The organism is Mycolicibacterium parafortuitum, assembly GCF_010725485.1.
Lineage (GTDB): Bacteria > Actinomycetota > Actinomycetes > Mycobacteriales > Mycobacteriaceae > Mycobacterium.
Window position 1 is genome coordinate 2,993,347 of sequence record NZ_AP022598.1, and the last position, 14,784, is coordinate 3,008,130.

The window sequence follows — 14,784 nt, forward strand, 5'->3', positions numbered from 1 at the left end:
TCACAGGATGAGACGAACTTACGCAAGCCTTGCGTCGACGGCTTGATCGAGGACCGGTCAGAAGCCCGCGCCGGGGTTCAGGATGCCGTCGGGGTCGAGCGCGGCCTTGATCCGGCGGTTGAGCTCCATCGCCTCGGGACCGAGCTGACCCGCCAGCCACGGCCGCTTGAGCCGGCCGACCCCGTGCTCGCCGGTGATGGTGCCGCCCAGCGCCAAGGCCAGCTCCATGATCTCGCCGAACGCCTGCTGGGCGCGCTGTTCCATCGCGGCGTCGGACGGGTCGAACACGATCAGCGGATGGGTGTTGCCGTCTCCGGCGTGCGCGATCACCGAGATCAGCAGCTCCCGCTCGGCGGCGATCTTCTCGACCCCGCTGACCAGGTCGGCCAGCGCGGGTAGCGGAACGCCGACGTCTTCGAGCAGCAGTGATCCCTTGGCTTCGACGGCGGGGATCGCGAACCGGCGGGCCGCGACGAAGGCCTCACCCTCGTCCGGATCCGACGTCGAGAACACCTCCGTCGCGCCGTGCCGGGTGAAGACCTCGGCCATGAACTCCGCGTCCTGCGCCCCCGACGGGCCGCGGTCGTCGCTGGCGGCGACCATCATCGCGGCGGCGGTGCGGTCGAGACCCATCTTGAGTTTGTCCTCGACCGCGTTGATCGCCGTCGCGTCCATGAACTCCAGCATCGAAGGCCGGATCTTGCCGGTGATCGTCACGACCGCGTCCGCCGCGTCGGCCACCGAGTCGAACGTCGCGACCACGGTGCACGGGGTGTTCTGTGCCGGAAGCAGTTTCAGGGTGACCTCGGTGACGATGCCCAGCGTCCCCTCGCTGCCGACGAACAGTTTGGTCAGCGACAGCCCCGCCACATCCTTGAGGCGAGGTCCGCCGAGGCGGACGGCGGTCCCGTCGGCCAGCACGACCTGCAGGCCCAGCACGTAGTCGGTGGTCACCCCGTACTTCACGCAGCACAGCCCGCCGGCGTTGGTCGCGATGTTCCCGCCGATGCTGCAGATCTCGAACGACGACGGATCCGGGGGATACCAGAGCCCGTGTTCGGCCACCGCCTTCTTGACCTCGGCGTTGAGCAGGCCCGGTTGCGCGACGGCGGTGCGGGTCACCGGGTCGACGGCGATGTCGCGCATCCGCTCGGTGCTGACGACGATGCTGCCGTCGAGAGCCGTTGCGCCACCGGACAAACCGGTACCCATGCCGCGCGGGACGACGGCGACCCGGTTCGCGGCGGCCCAGCGCAGGACGGCCTGGACCTCCTCGGTGCGCCGGGGCCGCACCACCGCGGCCGGGGTGCCCGCGCTCGGATCGGCCGCCCGGTCCTGTCGGTACGACTGGAGGATGTCGGGATCGGTGACGACGGTGCCTTCTGGGAGCTCGGAGATCAGGGCGGCCAGCTGGTGCACAGCCGCCAGTGTAGGCCCGGGCGATGTGAGATCACGGCCGTGTTACGGCTATCGTTTTCGGGCATGCGGGACAAAGTGGTCTTCGCTCAGGTGAGGGCGTTGCAGGGGCGGAAGAGGTCGGCACGGTTGTCGGCGCCGGCGTTGGAGATCCATGTGCGCGCGGTCGCGGATCGCACCGGCGCGGCGTACCCGGCGTTCGTGCCCGACGAGCGGCTCGATGCGATCGCCCCGGGGCCGGTGACGACGATGGCAGCGCTTGAGCTGTGTATGGCGGGGATGTGGTACCGGGCCTCGGACGGCTACGTGATCGCCGACTTGGATCTGATCGAACATTTCGCGCGCCCGGTCGGGCGGCGCTGGTTGCATGCGGTCGGCCGATTCTTCAAGGACTACCTGATCCCGGTCTGAGCATGGTCAGTGCACCGCGAATACGCGATAGTGCACCTGAGTGAGCGAGACCTGGTTGAGTGCGACCGTGTGCACGCTGTTGAGCCAGCGGTAGCGTGCGTCGTCGGTGTCGAACAGGGGCGTCGAGTGCGCCGACATCTGGTCATGCCGGATCAGCTCGCCCGCGGCGAATCGCGTTGTCGTGGCGTCGTCCATCCAGACCCGCCCGGTGCTGGTGAGGTGGATGTGGGCGCCGTCGTCGGTGCGCACCGTGGCCCGGACGTCCAGCCGAGCCACCCCGTCGGTGCCGAACAGGATCCAGTCGCCGCCGCCGGGCAGGACATCGCCGGCGATGCGCGGTCCCTCGCAGCGCCCGCGCCGGATCGCGTAGGTCAGGCGGCGTCCGACCGGGGTGTCGAAGATATGGACGGGGTCGAATTCGATGCGGATGTCCAGCAGGTGCTCGAGTGCGGGCGTGGCGTCGATGTCCACGAGAGGTGTTGTCACCGGCCCTCCTTCAGCGTTCGAGCCGACGTTACGACTAGAGCTTGGAAAAAACAAGTATTAACTTGGAAAAACCAACCAAATCGGTATGCTGGCCTCGTGCCCTCCCGGACGTACGGCCAGTACTGCGCGCTGGCCAAGAGCCTCGACGTGGTCGGCGACCGCTGGACGCTGCTGGTGGTCCGGGAACTGCTCGACGGGCCGGCCCGTTACGGCGATCTGCTCGCGGCGCTGGCGCCGATCGCGACGGACATGCTCGCGAACCGGTTGCGGCAGATGGAGACTGACGGCCTGGTGGTCAGGCGGCACCTGCCCAAACCGGCGTCGGGCGCGGTGTACGACCTGACCGATGACGGCCGCGCACTCGAAGGCATCGTCGACGCGCACGCCCGCTGGGGTCGGCGCCTGCTCGGTACCCGCCGGCCCGGTGACGTGGTCCGGCCGCAGTGGCTGGCCCGAGCCGTGCGTGCGTTCGTGCGTGACGACCGCGACGGCCCGCCGGTGACGCTGCGCCTCGTGGTCCCCGAAGGGGAGGTGACCCTCGCGGTCGGCCCGGACGGGATCGAGGCTGCCGGCGAAGATGCGCCGGTCGATGTCACGCTGCGAGGTCATGCCGAAACCCTGCTCGCCGCAATGGATCCGGAGCGGTTCGGGGAACTGGCAGCCTCTGGTGCGCTCCAGGTCGACGGTGAGCCGGACGCCGTACGCCGGGTCGGAGAGTTGTTCGGTTAAGTGCCACGGGGCTCGGCGTCGAGTTCGCGCAGCGCGGGCAGGAACACCGCCGCAACCCCGAGCGCCAGCATCGGCAACGACAGCGCGAGGAACGTGGTGTGCAGGCCGGTCGAATCGGCCAGCGGGCCGGCCACGATCAGCCCGAGCGGGCCCGCGGCATACGCCAGCGACCCCATCACCCCGACCACCCGGCCGCGCAGATGCTGCGGGGCCCTGGTCTGCATCACGTAGTTGTAGATCGGCGCGATCGGCCCGTAGACGAACCCGACCACCGCGCACAGCACCAGGATGACCGGCAGCGGCGGCAGGAACGCGATGACCGTCATCGCCACCCCGAGCGTCAGCACCGCGATCAGCATCACGGTGCGCCGCTTCATATATCGCGACATCACCGCGTAGCCGAGCGCGCCGATCAGCCCGCCGACGCTCAGCGCCATCAGTACCCAGCCCAGCTGGGCCGGCTCGTTGCGGTCGGTGAAGTACTTCGGGAACAGCACGCTCTCCATCGGCATGTACAGACCGGTGGCCGCCAGGTCGACGAACGCGAGCGTGCGCAGCACCTTGCTGTTCCACACGAACCGCAGACCTTTGACGATCCCGGCCCACACCCCGTCCGACAACGTCTCGGGGGCCGGCTTCCCGGTGCCCTCCAGTCGCAGCGCGCCGATTGCCGCGATGGACAACGTGAATGCCGCCGCGGTCACCCACATGGTGTCGATGCCGCCGAGCGTCGCGATCAACAGCCCGCCGATGCCGGGCCCGACGATGTAGGCCAGGTTGAACACGGCCTCGTACACCGAATTCGCGTGGTCGAGTGTCCAGCCCGCCTTCTTCGCCGCCTCCGGCAGCATCGTCTCGCGTGCCGTCATCCCGGCGGGGTCGAAGAACGCCCCGAGCGCGGCCAGCCCGGCCAGCACCGCGACGTTGACGACCTGTGCGCCGAACATCAACGCCAGCAGCGGAACCGCCGCGACCGACAGCGCCGAGAGCGCATCGGAGATCATCGACACCCGCCGCCGGCCCAGGAAGTCCACGGCCGCACCGGCGATCAGCGTCGCGGCCAGCAGCGGCAGCGTGCCCGCCATCGCGACCACCGACGCATCCAGCGCCGACCCGTTGCGCTGCAGCACCAACCACGGGAACGCGACCAGCGAGATGCCGTTGCCCGCGCCCGCCATCAGCGCCGCGAACATGATGAGCAGCAGCGGCGTACGCGAGCGCGGTGCGGTGTCGGCGGTCATGGGTATCGCCGGACAGTAGCAGTGCGAATGCCCGGTGACGACCGACTTTTCCGCCTATGGCGTTATGTCACCACTGCGCGTCGACCTTGTCCGCGATCTGCCGGGCGATCCGCACCGCAGAATCGCCTGGCGCGGCGCTGCACGTGTTCACGTCGACGATCACATTGTTGCGATGCACGAGTGCGCGTCCGCAGCCCCACCCGGGCGCGGCGGCGTCACGTTGCATCGCGACGGTGCTCAATGTGTCACCCTCGCTGACGATCTCGCCCACCGTCCACCACGATCCGCTCTGCGTGTGGGTGTACTCATGGCACTGCGGCCACTGCTGAACCGACGCGTCGAGGAATTCTGCGGCTTTCTCCAGATAGGGGAACAGCACCACGGACTGCTTGACGTAGTGTTTCCAGCCTTCTCCGTCGTTGAGGCTCTCATCGCGCGAGGCGGTATAGCCGCTGTTGGCGTAGACCTGCAGTTCGGCGGCGCCGTCGACGGCGAGGCATTCCGGCGGCGCCATGATCGCGCTGTGGTCCGACAGCGCCGACTGCGCCTCGATCACGCCCATCGCGGGCGTCCCCATCGCCGCGGCGATCTCCTCGGGGGGCAGCAGTACGGCGCCGAGCTCGCGCTCCACCAGCGGCCGCGGGATCATCGTGCGGGTCGGCGTGGCCGACTCGGCGCTACTGGTGCTGGCACAACCGCTGACCATGATCGCGATCCCCGCAATGGCTGCCGCTCGTCGCATGTCACCCTCCCCATTCGAAGTGCTCAGCGCCTAATGGTGGGGCAACGACGGCGACCCCTCCGTGAGGGAAACGGCGTTTCGTGATAACGATGAACGATGCTTCTTGGTAACGAATGATGCGTCGTCTCACCGACGGCCTGCCGCATCCACGCACCGGTGAGCTTTTCGAGAGCCCGGTGCGGCCCGGCAGCGGCTGGCCGGGTGATCCGGCGACCGCGCGCACCGCGGTCGCGGCGACGGCCGCCGACGTGGCGGCGCTGGCCGCCGCGGCGAAAACCCTCAAGCAGGTCGACGCCGGAGTGTCGGTGTGCCGCGCCTGCCCTCGGCTGGTGCGTTGGCGCGAAGAGGTCGCCACGGTCAAACGTAAATCCTATGCCGACCAACCGTATTGGGGTAGACCCGCACCGGGTTTCGGCTCGGCGACGCCGCGGGTCTTCGTGGTCGGACTGGCCCCGGCGGCGCACGGCGCCAACCGCACCGGGAGGGTCTTCACCGGCGACCGGTCCGGCGACTTCCTGTTCGCGTCGCTGCACCGCAGCGGGCTGGCCAACCAGGCCGTCGCCACCGACAGCGCGGATGGCCTTGAGCTCATCGGCGTCCGGGTCGCGGCGGCGGTGCGCTGCGCCCCGCCGGACAACGCACCGTCACCGGCCGAGCGCACCACCTGCGCGCCCTGGCTGGACGCGGAGTGGCGGCTGACCGGCCCGTCGGTGCGGGTGATCGTCGCGCTGGGCGGCTTCGCCTGGCAGGTCGCGTTGGCGATGGTGCGCCGGGCCGGTGGGACGGTGCCGGTGCCCGCGCCGAAGTTCGGGCACGGAGCCACCGCGGTGCTGCAGCCCCCCCACGGTGAGGTCACGCTGCTGGGCTGCTTCCACCCCAGCCAGCAGAACACCTTCACCGGCCGGCTCACAGGGCAGATGATGGACGACATCTTCGCCACGGCGGCGGAGATCTCGGCGTGACCGGGAACGGAACGGCCTCAGCAGGCGTTGTGCGATCAATGCGCCTTTCAGTCCTCGACCTCGTGCCCGTGCGTTCCGACCAGAGCACCTCCGACGCCCTGGCCGCGACGACACAGCTCGCCCAGGCCGCCGACCGGCTCGGATACACCCGCTACTGGGTGGCCGAGCACCACAACATGCCCGCGGTCGCCGCGACCAGCCCGCCGGTGCTGATCGCCCATCTGGGCGCGCACACGTCGTCGATCCGGCTCGGCTCCGGCGGGGTGATGCTGCCCAACCATGCGCCGCTGGCAGTCGCGGAGCAGTTCGCGCTGCTGGAGGCCGCCCATCCTGGCCGGATCGACCTCGGAATCGGGCGCGCGCCGGGCTCCGACCCGGTCACATCGCTGGCGTTGCGCGGCGCGGCCGGGCGCGACGACCGCGACATCGAGGCCTTCCCCGAATACCTCGACGACGTGATGGCGCTGATGGGCCGCACGGGCGTGCGGGTGCCGCTGCCCCGCGACCTGATGCGCGACAACTACATGCTCAAGGCCACCCCGGCCGCGGCCTCGGTGCCGACGCTGTGGCTGCTGGGGTCGTCGATGTACTCCGCGCGCCTCGCCGCGGCCAAGGGGCTGCCGTACGTGTTCGCGCACCACTTCGCCGGCCAGGGCACGCTGGAGGCGTTGCAGTACTACCGCGACAACTTCCAGCCGAGCAACCTGGCCTCGGAGCCGGTGACGTTCCTGACGGTCAACGCCGTCGTCGCCGAAACACATGACGAGGCAATGCGTCTGGTGCTGCCGAACCTGCAGATGATGGCGCGGCTGCGGACCGGTCAGCCGCTGGTGCCGCTGGACCTCGTCGAGGACGCCGAGGCGCTGGACATGGGGCCGCGGGCGCAGGCGGTGATCGACGGCGGACGCAACCTGGCCGTGGCGGGCGCCCCCGCCGAGGCGGCCGATCAGGTGCTGTCGCTGGCCGAGAAGTTCGGCGTCGACGAGGTGATGGTCAACCCGGTCGCATCGGCGTACCGCGGCGTGGACCCGGCCACCGCGCCGGCCCGGGTGGCCACGCTCGAGCTGCTGGCCAAGGAGCTCTTCTAGGTCTTCGGCGTGAGCCGGACGATCGGGATCTTGCGTGACGTCCGCTTCTGGTAACCCTCGTAGCGGTTCGCGTTGCCGTCGTTGACCATCTTCCACAGCCGCGGGTAGTCGGGGTCGCCGGCGAGCACCGGTGTCGCGGTCACGGGAAACCGCTTCGGTCCGATGTTGATCTCGACGTCCGGGTCGGCCTTCAGATTGTGGTACCAGCCGGGCGCCTTCGGGTCGCCGCCCTTGGACGCGACGACGTAGTAGCTGCCGCCGTCGGGGAAGTACGACAGCGTGTTGGTCCGGCGCTGCCCGGTCTTGGCGCCCACGGTGTGCAGTAGCAGTGACGGCGCGACCCCGGGCAGCGGGATGCGGTGCCCGATGCGTCCGTCGGTGCTCTTGTACAGCTTGTCGTGCAGCATCAACAGTCGAGTGCCGATGTTGCGTTCGAGCCACAGCGCGATTCCCATGGGTCAATCCTTCTCGGCGGCGTCCACCTGCGCCAGTGCCTCCCGCAGCAGGCGGCCGGTGGCCTCGCGGTCGGGGTCGCGGCGTACCAGCATCCCCTTGGCGAAGGACAGCTTGTCGCCGGACTGCCGGGGCACCACATGCAGGTGGATGTGGAAGACGGACTGGAACGCCGCCTTGCCGTCGTTGATCGCGATGTTGTTGCCGTCGGCGTGCAGGCCCGACCTGCGGGCGGCCTTGGCGATCCGCTGGCCGATCGCCGTCATCCCCGCCAGCGTCGAGGCCGGGGTGTCGGTCAGGTCCACGGTGTGGACCTTCGGGATCACCAGCGTGTGGCCCCGGGTGAACGGCCGGATGTCGAGGATGGCGAGGTAGTCGTCGTCTTCGTGGATGCGGATGGCGGGAGCATCCCCGGCGACGATGGCGCAGAACACGCAGGACATGCCGCCACGCTAGTTGACGTTCTCCTTCGCCCACGCGGCCAGGCGGCGGTCACGCTCCTCGGCGGAGACGTCCTCCACCCGCGTCATCACCGTCCAGCGCACACCGAACGGGTCACGCAGCGACGCGAACCGGTCTCCGGTGGCGAAGTCCTGGGGCTTCTCGCGGATCACCGCGCCGGCCTGCTCGGCCTTGGCGACCACGCCGTCGACGTCCGCGCAGTACAGCGCGACGGAGTAGGTGACGGTGTCGTCGGCGGCCGACGGGGCGCGGGTGCCGTACGCAGCGGCCGGGTCGCCGAGTTGCAGGCGGCCCGAGCCGAAGTCGAGCTCGGCGTGGGCGACGGTGCCGTCCGGTCCGTCCATCTTCTCGACCAGGACGGCGCCGAACACGCGGGTGTAGAAATCGATGGCGTCGGCGGCGCGCTCGACACACAGGAACGGGGTCAGGCTGGTGTAGCCGGCGGGAATCGGTGCGACAGTCATGGGACCGAGTTTCGTAGCCTCGACAGTGTGGACGCTTGGAAAAACGCGACAGCCGGCCAACCGCTGCGCGGCGTGGTCGGGCGTCCGGGCAGCACCTCGATGTTCGACCTGCGTCGGTGGCCCGCCGACGGCGTGACCGCACGGTACGTGGAGCATTTCTGGTCGGTGTCCTGGGACCTGCGGGGCAAGGACCCGTTCGACAACACCGTCATCACGTTCCCGTCGCTGCACCTGACCCACGAGTGGGGCGAAGACCGTGCGCGGCACGGGTTCCCGTTGCCGAGCACACTCGTCCACGGCGTCGTCGAGCAGGTCTTCCGCACCACGATCAGGGAGCGGGGCTGGGTGGTCGGCGCCCGATTCCGGCCCGGCGGGTTCACCGCGAGGTTCGGTGGCGACGCGTCGGCGCTGACGGGGCGGGTGGAACCGGTCGGAGAACTGTTCGGCGAGGCCGTTCGGGTGCCCGACGACGTCGACGGGGCCGGGGTCGAACTGGATCGGCTGATCGGACGCGGCGCCGCACCCGACGAGGTGTACCCGGTGTTGACCAGACTGGTGGACCGGATCAGGGACGACAGCGGCATCCATCGCGTCGACCAGGTGCTGACGCATTCTCCGTGGAGTGTGCGTACGACACAGCGGGTGTTCCGCCGCTACGTCGGGGTGCCGGTCAAGTGGGTGCTGTGCCGGTATCGCCTGCAGAACGCCGCGCTGCAGATCGAATCGGACCCCGGCGCCGACTTCGCCGATCTGGCGGTGCGGCTGGGCTGGTACGACCAGGCGCATTTCATCAACGACTTCCGCGCGATGCTGGGCTGCACGCCGGGTGAGTACGCCGCTAGGTACGCGACGCCGCGGTGATCTGTTGCCATTCGGCGAGTTTGGCGTCGAACGACATGGTCTGCGCCGGGCTGGTCGACGGCAGCCGGGTGTAGTGCAGGGTATCGGGCCCGCCGACGAGCCGCCGGTAGTTCTTCTCCGCCGCCGCGCCGTTGAAGTACACGTGCGTGATGGTCGGATGGGTCGCATAGAACGCCCCGAAGTCGTTGGGCACCATGCTGTCCGGTTCGACCGCGGAATCGAGGCTGCCGACGCGCCGGCAGTGCTTGAGCACATCCCACACGGCGACCCCGGCGCCGGTCAGTGCGGCGACCCGCTCGTCGTACGGTGCCGTGGCGTCGAACTCGAACAGGGCCGCGGTGAGACGCCAGAACGCGTTGCGGTCGTACCAGTAGTAGCGCTGCGCGCGCAGGGACGCGACGCCGGGCATGTTGCCGAGGATGAGGATGCGCGCGTTGGCCGAGACCAGCGGCGGGAAGCTCTCCAGGGTCGGCGACGTCATGGTCCCGACCGTATACGTTGGCCGGGTGGCCGAAGACTTCGATCTGGAGACCAGCGGATTGCTCGACGGGCTCGACGGTGCCGCCCGCACCGAACGCGCCGAGCTGATCCGCTGGCTGTTCGAGCGCGGCGTCGGTGCCGATCAGATCCGGGGCACTCCGGCGCCGATGCTGTTGGCCTCGCGGCGGGTCATCGGAGACGACGGCGAGCTCGTGTCGGCGCGGCAGGCGGCCGCCGCGGCGGGCGTCGAGCTGGAACTGTTCGAGCGGATTCAGCGCGCGATGGGCTTGCCCCGGGTCGATGATCCGGACGCCGAGGTGTTCCTGCGCGCCGATGCGGAGGCGGCGAAGTTCACCCGCGAGTTCCTCGACGTCGGGATCGCGCCGGACGAGCTGGTGCAGATCACCCGGCTGCTCGGCGACGGGCTCTCGAGAGCGGCCGAGGCGATGCGGCACGCCGCGCTTGCCGCGGTGATGAGGCCGGGTGCAACGGAATTGGAGATCGCACAGGCGTCCGAGGAACTGGTCGGCAACGTGGCGCCGCTGCTGGGCCCGATGATTCAGGAAGTCCTGTTGCTGCAACTGCGGCACGCGATCGAGACCGAGGCCGTGAACGCGACCGAACGCGCCGAGGGCCAGCATCTGCCCGGTGCGCGGCTGGTGACGATCGGGTTCGCCGATCTGGTCGGGTTCACCAGGCTGGGAGAGGCGCTGCCGCCGGAGGAATTGGAACAGCTGGCGCAGAAGCTGGCCGATCTCACGCGCGAGATCGCGGTGGCGCCGGTGCGGTTCATCAAGACGATCGGTGACGAGGTGATGTTGGTCAGCCCGGAGCCGGCGCCGCTGCTGGAGGCGATGCTGCGGCTGGTCGACGAGACCGAAGGCGACGACGACTTCCCGCGGCTGCGTGCCGGGGTCGCGACCGGGATGGCGGTGAGCAGGGCGGGGGATTGGTTCGGCAGCCCGGTGAACCTCGCGGCGAGGGTGACCGGTGCGGCGCGGCCGGGGACGGTGCTGGTGGCCGAATCGGCGCGGGATGCGATCGGTGACGACGACCGCTTCAGCTGGTCGTTCGCCGGCGGCAAGCATCTGAAGGGCATCAAGTCGGAGGTGAAGACCTTCCGCGCCCGGCGGGTGGGCTAACCCTTCCGCTGACTTTTCCCGCGAGCAGACGCAAACTCGCACGACACGCCGGGCGACTCGCCCGAGTTCGCGTCTGCTCGCGGGGAAGGTTGAGGACCGTTCAGCGCGACGGGGTGAACGCGCGCAGGCGCAGGCTGTTGCTCACCACGAAAACCGAGCTGAAAGCCATTGCCGCGCCGGCGATCATCGGGTTCAGCAGCCCGGCGGCCGCCAGCGGTAGCGCGGCGATGTTGTAGGCGAACGCCCAGAACAGGTTGCCCTTGATGGTGCTCAAGGTCTTGCGGGACAGCCGGATCGCGTCAGGCACGGCGCGCAGGTCATTGCTGACCAACGTCAGGTCGCTGGCCTCGATCGCGACATCGGTGCCGCTACCCATCGCCAGCCCGAGGTCGGCCTGGGCCAACGCGGCGGCGTCGTTGACCCCGTCGCCGACCATCGCCACGACCTTGCCCTCACTCTGCAGCCGTTTGACCGTGTCGACCTTCTCCTGCGGCAACACCCCGGCGATCACCTCGTCGATGCCGACCTCGGCGGCCACCGTGCGCGCCACCGATTCGTTGTCCCCGGTGACCATGATCGGCGTCAAATCGAGCTGCCTCAGCAGCGAAATGGCCTCCGCGGAAGACGGTTTCACCGCATCGGCCACCGCCAGGGCGCCGCGTGCGCGCCCGTCCCATCCGATGGCGACCACGGTTCGGCCATCGGATTCCGCTCGGGCGACCGCGGCTGCCAGTTCGTCCGGCACCACGAAGGATCTGTCCGCCAGCAGCGCGACGCGTCCCATCAGCACTCGTCGGCCATCGACGTCGCCTTCCACGCCGAGGCCGCGCAGGTTCGAGAACGCGCCGACCGCCGGCAGATCGCCGAGCTTCTCCCGCGCCCCCGCCGTGATCGCCTCTGCGATCGGGTGTTCCGACGGGCTCTCGACAGCGCCGGCCAGCCGAAGTACCTCGTCGGGCTGCTCGCCGTCGACCGCGACAACGTCCACCAGCGTCATATCCCCGGTGGTCACCGTGCCGGTCTTGTCGACGATCACGGTGTCCACCCGCCGCGTCGACTCCAGCACCTCGGGGCCCTTGATCAGAATTCCGAGCTGGGCGCCGCGTCCGGTACCGACCATCAACGCCGTCGGCGTCGCCAGTCCTAGCGCACACGGGCACGCGATGATCAGCACCGCGACGGCCGCCGTGAACGCCGCCGCCAACGACGCGCCGCTGCCGATCCAGAACCCCAGCGTCGCAACGGACAACGCGATCACGATCGGCACGAAAACCCCGGAGATCCGGTCGGCGAGCCGCTGCGCCTGGGCCTTGCCGTTCTGGGCGTCCTCGACAAGTCGGGCCATCTGCGCCAACTGGGTGTCCGTGCCGACGCGCTCGGCCCGCACCACCAACCGGCCGTCGGCGTTCACCGTCGCGCCGACCACCTGGTCGCCGGGCTGCACCTCGGCGGGCACCGACTCACCGGTGAGCATCGACGCATCGATCGCCGACGCCCCGTCGACGATGACACCGTCGGTGGCGATCTTCTCGCCCGGCCGGACCACGAACTCGTCGCCGACCCGCAGCTGATCGACCGGTATGCGGTGCTCCGTGCCGTTCCGAAGCACCGTGACCTCTTTGGCGCCCAACTCCAGAAGTGCCCGCAGTGCCGCACCGGCACGGCGTTTGGCGCGCGCCTCGAAGTATCGGCCGGCCAGGATGAACGTCGTGACCCCGGCAGCCGCTTCGAGGTAGATGTTGCCGCTGCCGTCGGTGCGGGCGATCGTCAGCTCGAACGGGTGCGTCATCCCCGGAATGCCTGCGGTACCCCAGAACAGCGCGTACACCGACCAGCCGAACGCGGCCAGGGTGCCGACCGAGATCAACGTGTCCATGGTGGCGGTGCCGTGGCGCAGGTTCGTCCAGGTCGCCTGGTGGAACGGCCACGCACCCCACACCACGACGGGGGCGGCCAGCGTCAGCGACAACCACTGCCAGTAGGTGAACTGCAGCGCGGGCGCCATCGCCATCGCGATCACCGGCACCGACAGCGCCACGCAGATCAACAGGCGCTGTCGCAGGGAGGCCGTCGGGTCGACGGGTTCCTCCGCCGCCGCGTCCGCTGCGGGCGCCGGCGGCGCCGCCTGGTACCCGGCCGACTCCACGGCCGTCACCAGCTGCTCGGCGGTGACGTCGTCACCGAACTCGACGCGGGCCTTCTCCGTTGCGAAGTTGACCGTGGCCGTCACGCCGTCGAGCTTGTTGAGCTTCTTCTCCACCCGCGCGGCGCACGACGCACACGTCATGCCGCCGATCGACAACTCGATGGTGTTCATCTGTGGCTCCCGTGCGGATGCTCACCGCTGACCGGGTGGGCATCCGGTGCAACCACGTCGGGGCCGAACGCGCTGCCGACCCACATCGCGGCCGCGAAGACCACGACGAGCGCGGCGACGAAAGCGGCGATCCTGACGGGGGTGGGCATGGTCGATCCGGTCACCCGGCCAGCGTGTAGCCGGCCTCTTCGACGGCGGCGCGGATCGCGGCGTCGTCGACCGGGGTGTCGCTCGAGATCGTGACCGTACCCTGGGAGACGTCGACGTCGACCTCGACGACGCCGGGGACCTGGGTGAGCTCGGCGCGCACGGAATTCGCGCACCCGCTGCAGCTCATACCCTCGACGGTGATGGTGGTGGTGCTCATGAGGCTCCTCTCCGTGACGCTTGCTAAGACCTAGCATACCCCCCTAGGGTATCCATGGACACCCGCACTCGAAGGGAGCACGAAGTGTTGTCGAAACGCAGTCTGCTGGCCGGAACGGCCGCTGTGGGGGCCACCCTCGCAGTGGTGCTCTCCGGTTGCAGCGACGTCGGCACCGAATCGGCCGAGCACGACCACGGCAGCCACGAGCACGAGACGACGTCGGCACCTGCCGACGCCGCTCAAGGCGCGCACAACGAGGCCGACGCGACCTTCGCCCGCGACATGATTCCCCACCACGAGCAGGCCATCGTGATGAGCGACATCATCCTGGTCAAGCCCGATATCGATCCCCGGGTGACCGAACTCGCCACCCAGATCAAGGACGCGCAGGGGCCCGAGATCGCGACCATGCAGGGCTGGCTCACCCAGTGGGGCGTGCAGACCCCGTCCGGACATGCAGGTCACGGCGGCATGAGTGGTCACGCCGAGATGGGGATGATGACCGACCAGCAGCTCGAACAGCTGCGTCAGGCGCAGGGCGCCGACGCCGCCCGCCAGTTCCTCGAAGGCATGATCGTGCACCACGAGGGCGCGGTGAGGATGGCGCAGACCGAGGTCGACACCGGTCAGTCGGAGGAAGCCGTGCACCTCGCGCACGAGATCATCGAGACCCAGCAGCGCGAGATCGCCACGATGAAGGAGATCCTCGACTCGCTGTAGGTTCGCGAACATGCGAATCCTCGTGCAACGCGTCACCTCTGCCGCCGTCACCGTGGCCGGCGACGTCGTCGGCAGGATCGAGCCCCGGACCCAGGGACTTCTCGCGCTGGTCGGCGTCACCCACGACGACGATCCACCCAAGGCCAAACGCCTCGCCGAAAAGCTTTGGGGCCTGAGGATTCTCGACGACGAGAAGTCGGCGAGTGATATCGATGCGCCGATCCTGGTGATCAGTCAGTTCACCCTGTACGGCAACACCACCAAAGGCAGGCGGCCGACGTGGAACGCCGCGGCGCCGGGTCCGGTGGCCCAACCGCTCGTCGACGAGTTCGCCGACGCGCTGCGCTCGCTCGGCGCCACGGTGCAGACGGGGGTGTTCGGCGCCGACATGCAGGTCGAACTCGTCAACGACGGTCCGGTCACCGTGGTGCTCGAGCTGTGAG

At 69.4% G+C, this 14,784-nt stretch carries 19 protein-coding genes; 8 read left to right on the forward strand and 11 right to left on the reverse strand.

Going from position 1 to position 14,784, the window contains the following annotated elements; all coding sequences use genetic code 11:
• Positions 1 to 57: 57 nt before the first annotated feature.
• Positions 58 to 1,419, reverse strand: a complete 1,362-nt coding sequence (locus NTM_RS14440) for an FAD-binding oxidoreductase (protein WP_163766684.1) — start codon at positions 1,417 to 1,419, stop codon at positions 58 to 60.
• A gap of 63 nt (positions 1,420 to 1,482) precedes the next feature.
• Between NTM_RS14440 and NTM_RS14445 the strand changes: the two genes are divergently transcribed.
• Positions 1,483 to 1,827 carry a hypothetical protein gene (locus tag NTM_RS14445; RefSeq protein ID WP_163766685.1) on the forward strand — a complete coding sequence of 115 codons (345 nt, stop codon included), beginning with the start codon at positions 1,483 to 1,485 and terminating at the stop codon, positions 1,825 to 1,827.
• 6 nt (positions 1,828 to 1,833) lie between these two features.
• Here the strand turns inward: NTM_RS14445 and NTM_RS14450 are convergent, their stop codons facing one another.
• Positions 1,834 to 2,313 carry a DUF3237 domain-containing protein gene (locus tag NTM_RS14450; RefSeq protein WP_163766686.1) on the reverse strand — a complete coding sequence of 160 codons (480 nt, stop codon included), beginning with the start codon at positions 2,311 to 2,313 and terminating at the stop codon, positions 1,834 to 1,836.
• Between the two features lie 96 nt (positions 2,314 to 2,409).
• Here NTM_RS14450 and NTM_RS14455 point away from each other — a divergent pair, with 96 nt between their 5' ends.
• Positions 2,410 to 3,042, forward strand: coding sequence for a winged helix-turn-helix transcriptional regulator (locus tag NTM_RS14455; protein WP_163766687.1), 633 nt, complete (start codon positions 2,410 to 2,412; stop codon positions 3,040 to 3,042).
• Here NTM_RS14455 and tap read toward each other — a convergent pair.
• Both tap and NTM_RS14465 read right to left on the reverse strand, forming a co-directional pair.
• Complete coding sequence (gene tap / locus NTM_RS14460; protein WP_163766688.1) at positions 3,039 to 4,283, reverse strand: multidrug efflux MFS transporter Tap; 1,245 nt, start codon at positions 4,281 to 4,283, stop codon at positions 3,039 to 3,041. The two genes, NTM_RS14455 and tap, sit on opposite strands and share 4 nt — an antisense overlap.
• A 67-nt stretch (positions 4,284 to 4,350) precedes the next feature.
• The gene (locus NTM_RS14465) at positions 4,351 to 5,025 is read right to left on the reverse strand and encodes a sensor domain-containing protein (protein ID WP_163766689.1); all 675 of its coding nucleotides are present in this window, start codon (positions 5,023 to 5,025) and stop codon (positions 4,351 to 4,353) included.
• Positions 5,026 to 5,141: 116 nt separating this feature from the next.
• On the opposite strand from NTM_RS14465, the gene NTM_RS14470 reads away from it, so the two are divergent.
• Entirely contained in the window at positions 5,142 to 5,987 is an 846-nt protein-coding gene (locus NTM_RS14470; RefSeq protein WP_435405096.1) for a uracil-DNA glycosylase, read from the forward strand.
• Between the two features lie 38 nt (positions 5,988 to 6,025).
• Entirely contained in the window at positions 6,026 to 7,075 is a 1,050-nt protein-coding gene (locus NTM_RS14475; protein ID WP_104865042.1) for an LLM class flavin-dependent oxidoreductase, read from the forward strand.
• Here the strand turns inward: NTM_RS14475 and NTM_RS14480 are convergent.
• Genes NTM_RS14480 through NTM_RS14490 form a run of 3 tightly spaced genes read right to left on the reverse strand, consistent with a single transcriptional unit; the run spans position 7,072 to position 8,454 of the window.
• Positions 7,072 to 7,530, reverse strand: a complete 459-nt coding sequence (locus NTM_RS14480) for a nitroreductase family deazaflavin-dependent oxidoreductase (protein ID WP_163766691.1) — start codon at positions 7,528 to 7,530, stop codon at positions 7,072 to 7,074. The genes NTM_RS14475 and NTM_RS14480 overlap by 4 nt on opposite strands.
• 3 nt (positions 7,531 to 7,533) lie before the next feature.
• Positions 7,534 to 7,971: an HIT family protein gene (locus NTM_RS14485; protein ID WP_104865040.1), complete on the reverse strand. Its 438-nt coding sequence runs from the start codon at positions 7,969 to 7,971 to the stop codon at positions 7,534 to 7,536.
• Positions 7,972 to 7,980: 9 nt separating this feature from the next.
• Positions 7,981 to 8,454, reverse strand: coding sequence for a VOC family protein (locus NTM_RS14490; protein ID WP_163766692.1), 474 nt, complete (start codon positions 8,452 to 8,454; stop codon positions 7,981 to 7,983).
• 27 nt (positions 8,455 to 8,481) lie between these two features.
• Between NTM_RS14490 and NTM_RS14495 the strand changes: the two genes are divergently transcribed.
• Complete coding sequence (locus tag NTM_RS14495) at positions 8,482 to 9,315, forward strand: helix-turn-helix domain-containing protein (RefSeq protein WP_163766693.1); 834 nt, start codon at positions 8,482 to 8,484, stop codon at positions 9,313 to 9,315.
• Here the strand turns inward: NTM_RS14495 and NTM_RS14500 are convergent.
• Positions 9,293 to 9,796, reverse strand: coding sequence for a DNA-deoxyinosine glycosylase (locus NTM_RS14500; protein WP_163766694.1), 504 nt, complete (start codon positions 9,794 to 9,796; stop codon positions 9,293 to 9,295). The two genes, NTM_RS14495 and NTM_RS14500, sit on opposite strands and share 23 nt — an antisense overlap.
• Positions 9,797 to 9,821: 25 nt before the next feature.
• On the opposite strand from NTM_RS14500, the gene NTM_RS14505 reads away from it, so the two are divergent.
• Positions 9,822 to 10,937: an adenylate/guanylate cyclase domain-containing protein gene (locus NTM_RS14505; RefSeq protein WP_179963936.1), complete on the forward strand. Its 1,116-nt coding sequence runs from the start codon at positions 9,822 to 9,824 to the stop codon at positions 10,935 to 10,937.
• Positions 10,938 to 11,037: 100 nt separating this feature from the next.
• Here NTM_RS14505 and NTM_RS14510 read toward each other — a convergent pair whose 3' ends face one another.
• The 3 genes from NTM_RS14510 to NTM_RS14520 are packed head-to-tail and all read right to left on the reverse strand — an operon-like array spanning position 11,038 to position 13,621.
• Positions 11,038 to 13,254, reverse strand: a complete 2,217-nt coding sequence (locus NTM_RS14510) for a heavy metal translocating P-type ATPase (RefSeq protein ID WP_163766696.1) — start codon at positions 13,252 to 13,254, stop codon at positions 11,038 to 11,040.
• Entirely contained in the window at positions 13,251 to 13,418 is a 168-nt protein-coding gene (locus NTM_RS14515; RefSeq protein ID WP_163766697.1) for a hypothetical protein, read from the reverse strand. Before NTM_RS14515 ends, NTM_RS14510 begins: the two co-directional genes overlap by 4 nt.
• Positions 13,415 to 13,621 carry a heavy-metal-associated domain-containing protein gene (locus NTM_RS14520; RefSeq protein ID WP_104865034.1) on the reverse strand — a complete coding sequence of 69 codons (207 nt, stop codon included), beginning with the start codon at positions 13,619 to 13,621 and terminating at the stop codon, positions 13,415 to 13,417. The genes NTM_RS14515 and NTM_RS14520 overlap by 4 nt, the downstream gene beginning before the upstream one ends.
• Before the next feature lie 84 nt (positions 13,622 to 13,705).
• Here NTM_RS14520 and NTM_RS14525 point away from each other — a divergent pair, with 84 nt between their 5' ends.
• Together NTM_RS14525 and dtd are read left to right on the forward strand one after the other, a co-directional pair.
• Positions 13,706 to 14,341, forward strand: coding sequence for a DUF305 domain-containing protein (locus NTM_RS14525; RefSeq protein WP_163766698.1), 636 nt, complete (start codon positions 13,706 to 13,708; stop codon positions 14,339 to 14,341).
• A gap of 10 nt (positions 14,342 to 14,351) precedes the next feature.
• Positions 14,352 to 14,783 carry a D-aminoacyl-tRNA deacylase gene (gene dtd / locus NTM_RS14530; protein WP_163766699.1) on the forward strand — a complete coding sequence of 144 codons (432 nt, stop codon included), beginning with the start codon at positions 14,352 to 14,354 and terminating at the stop codon, positions 14,781 to 14,783.
• Position 14,784: the final 1 nt, after the last annotated feature.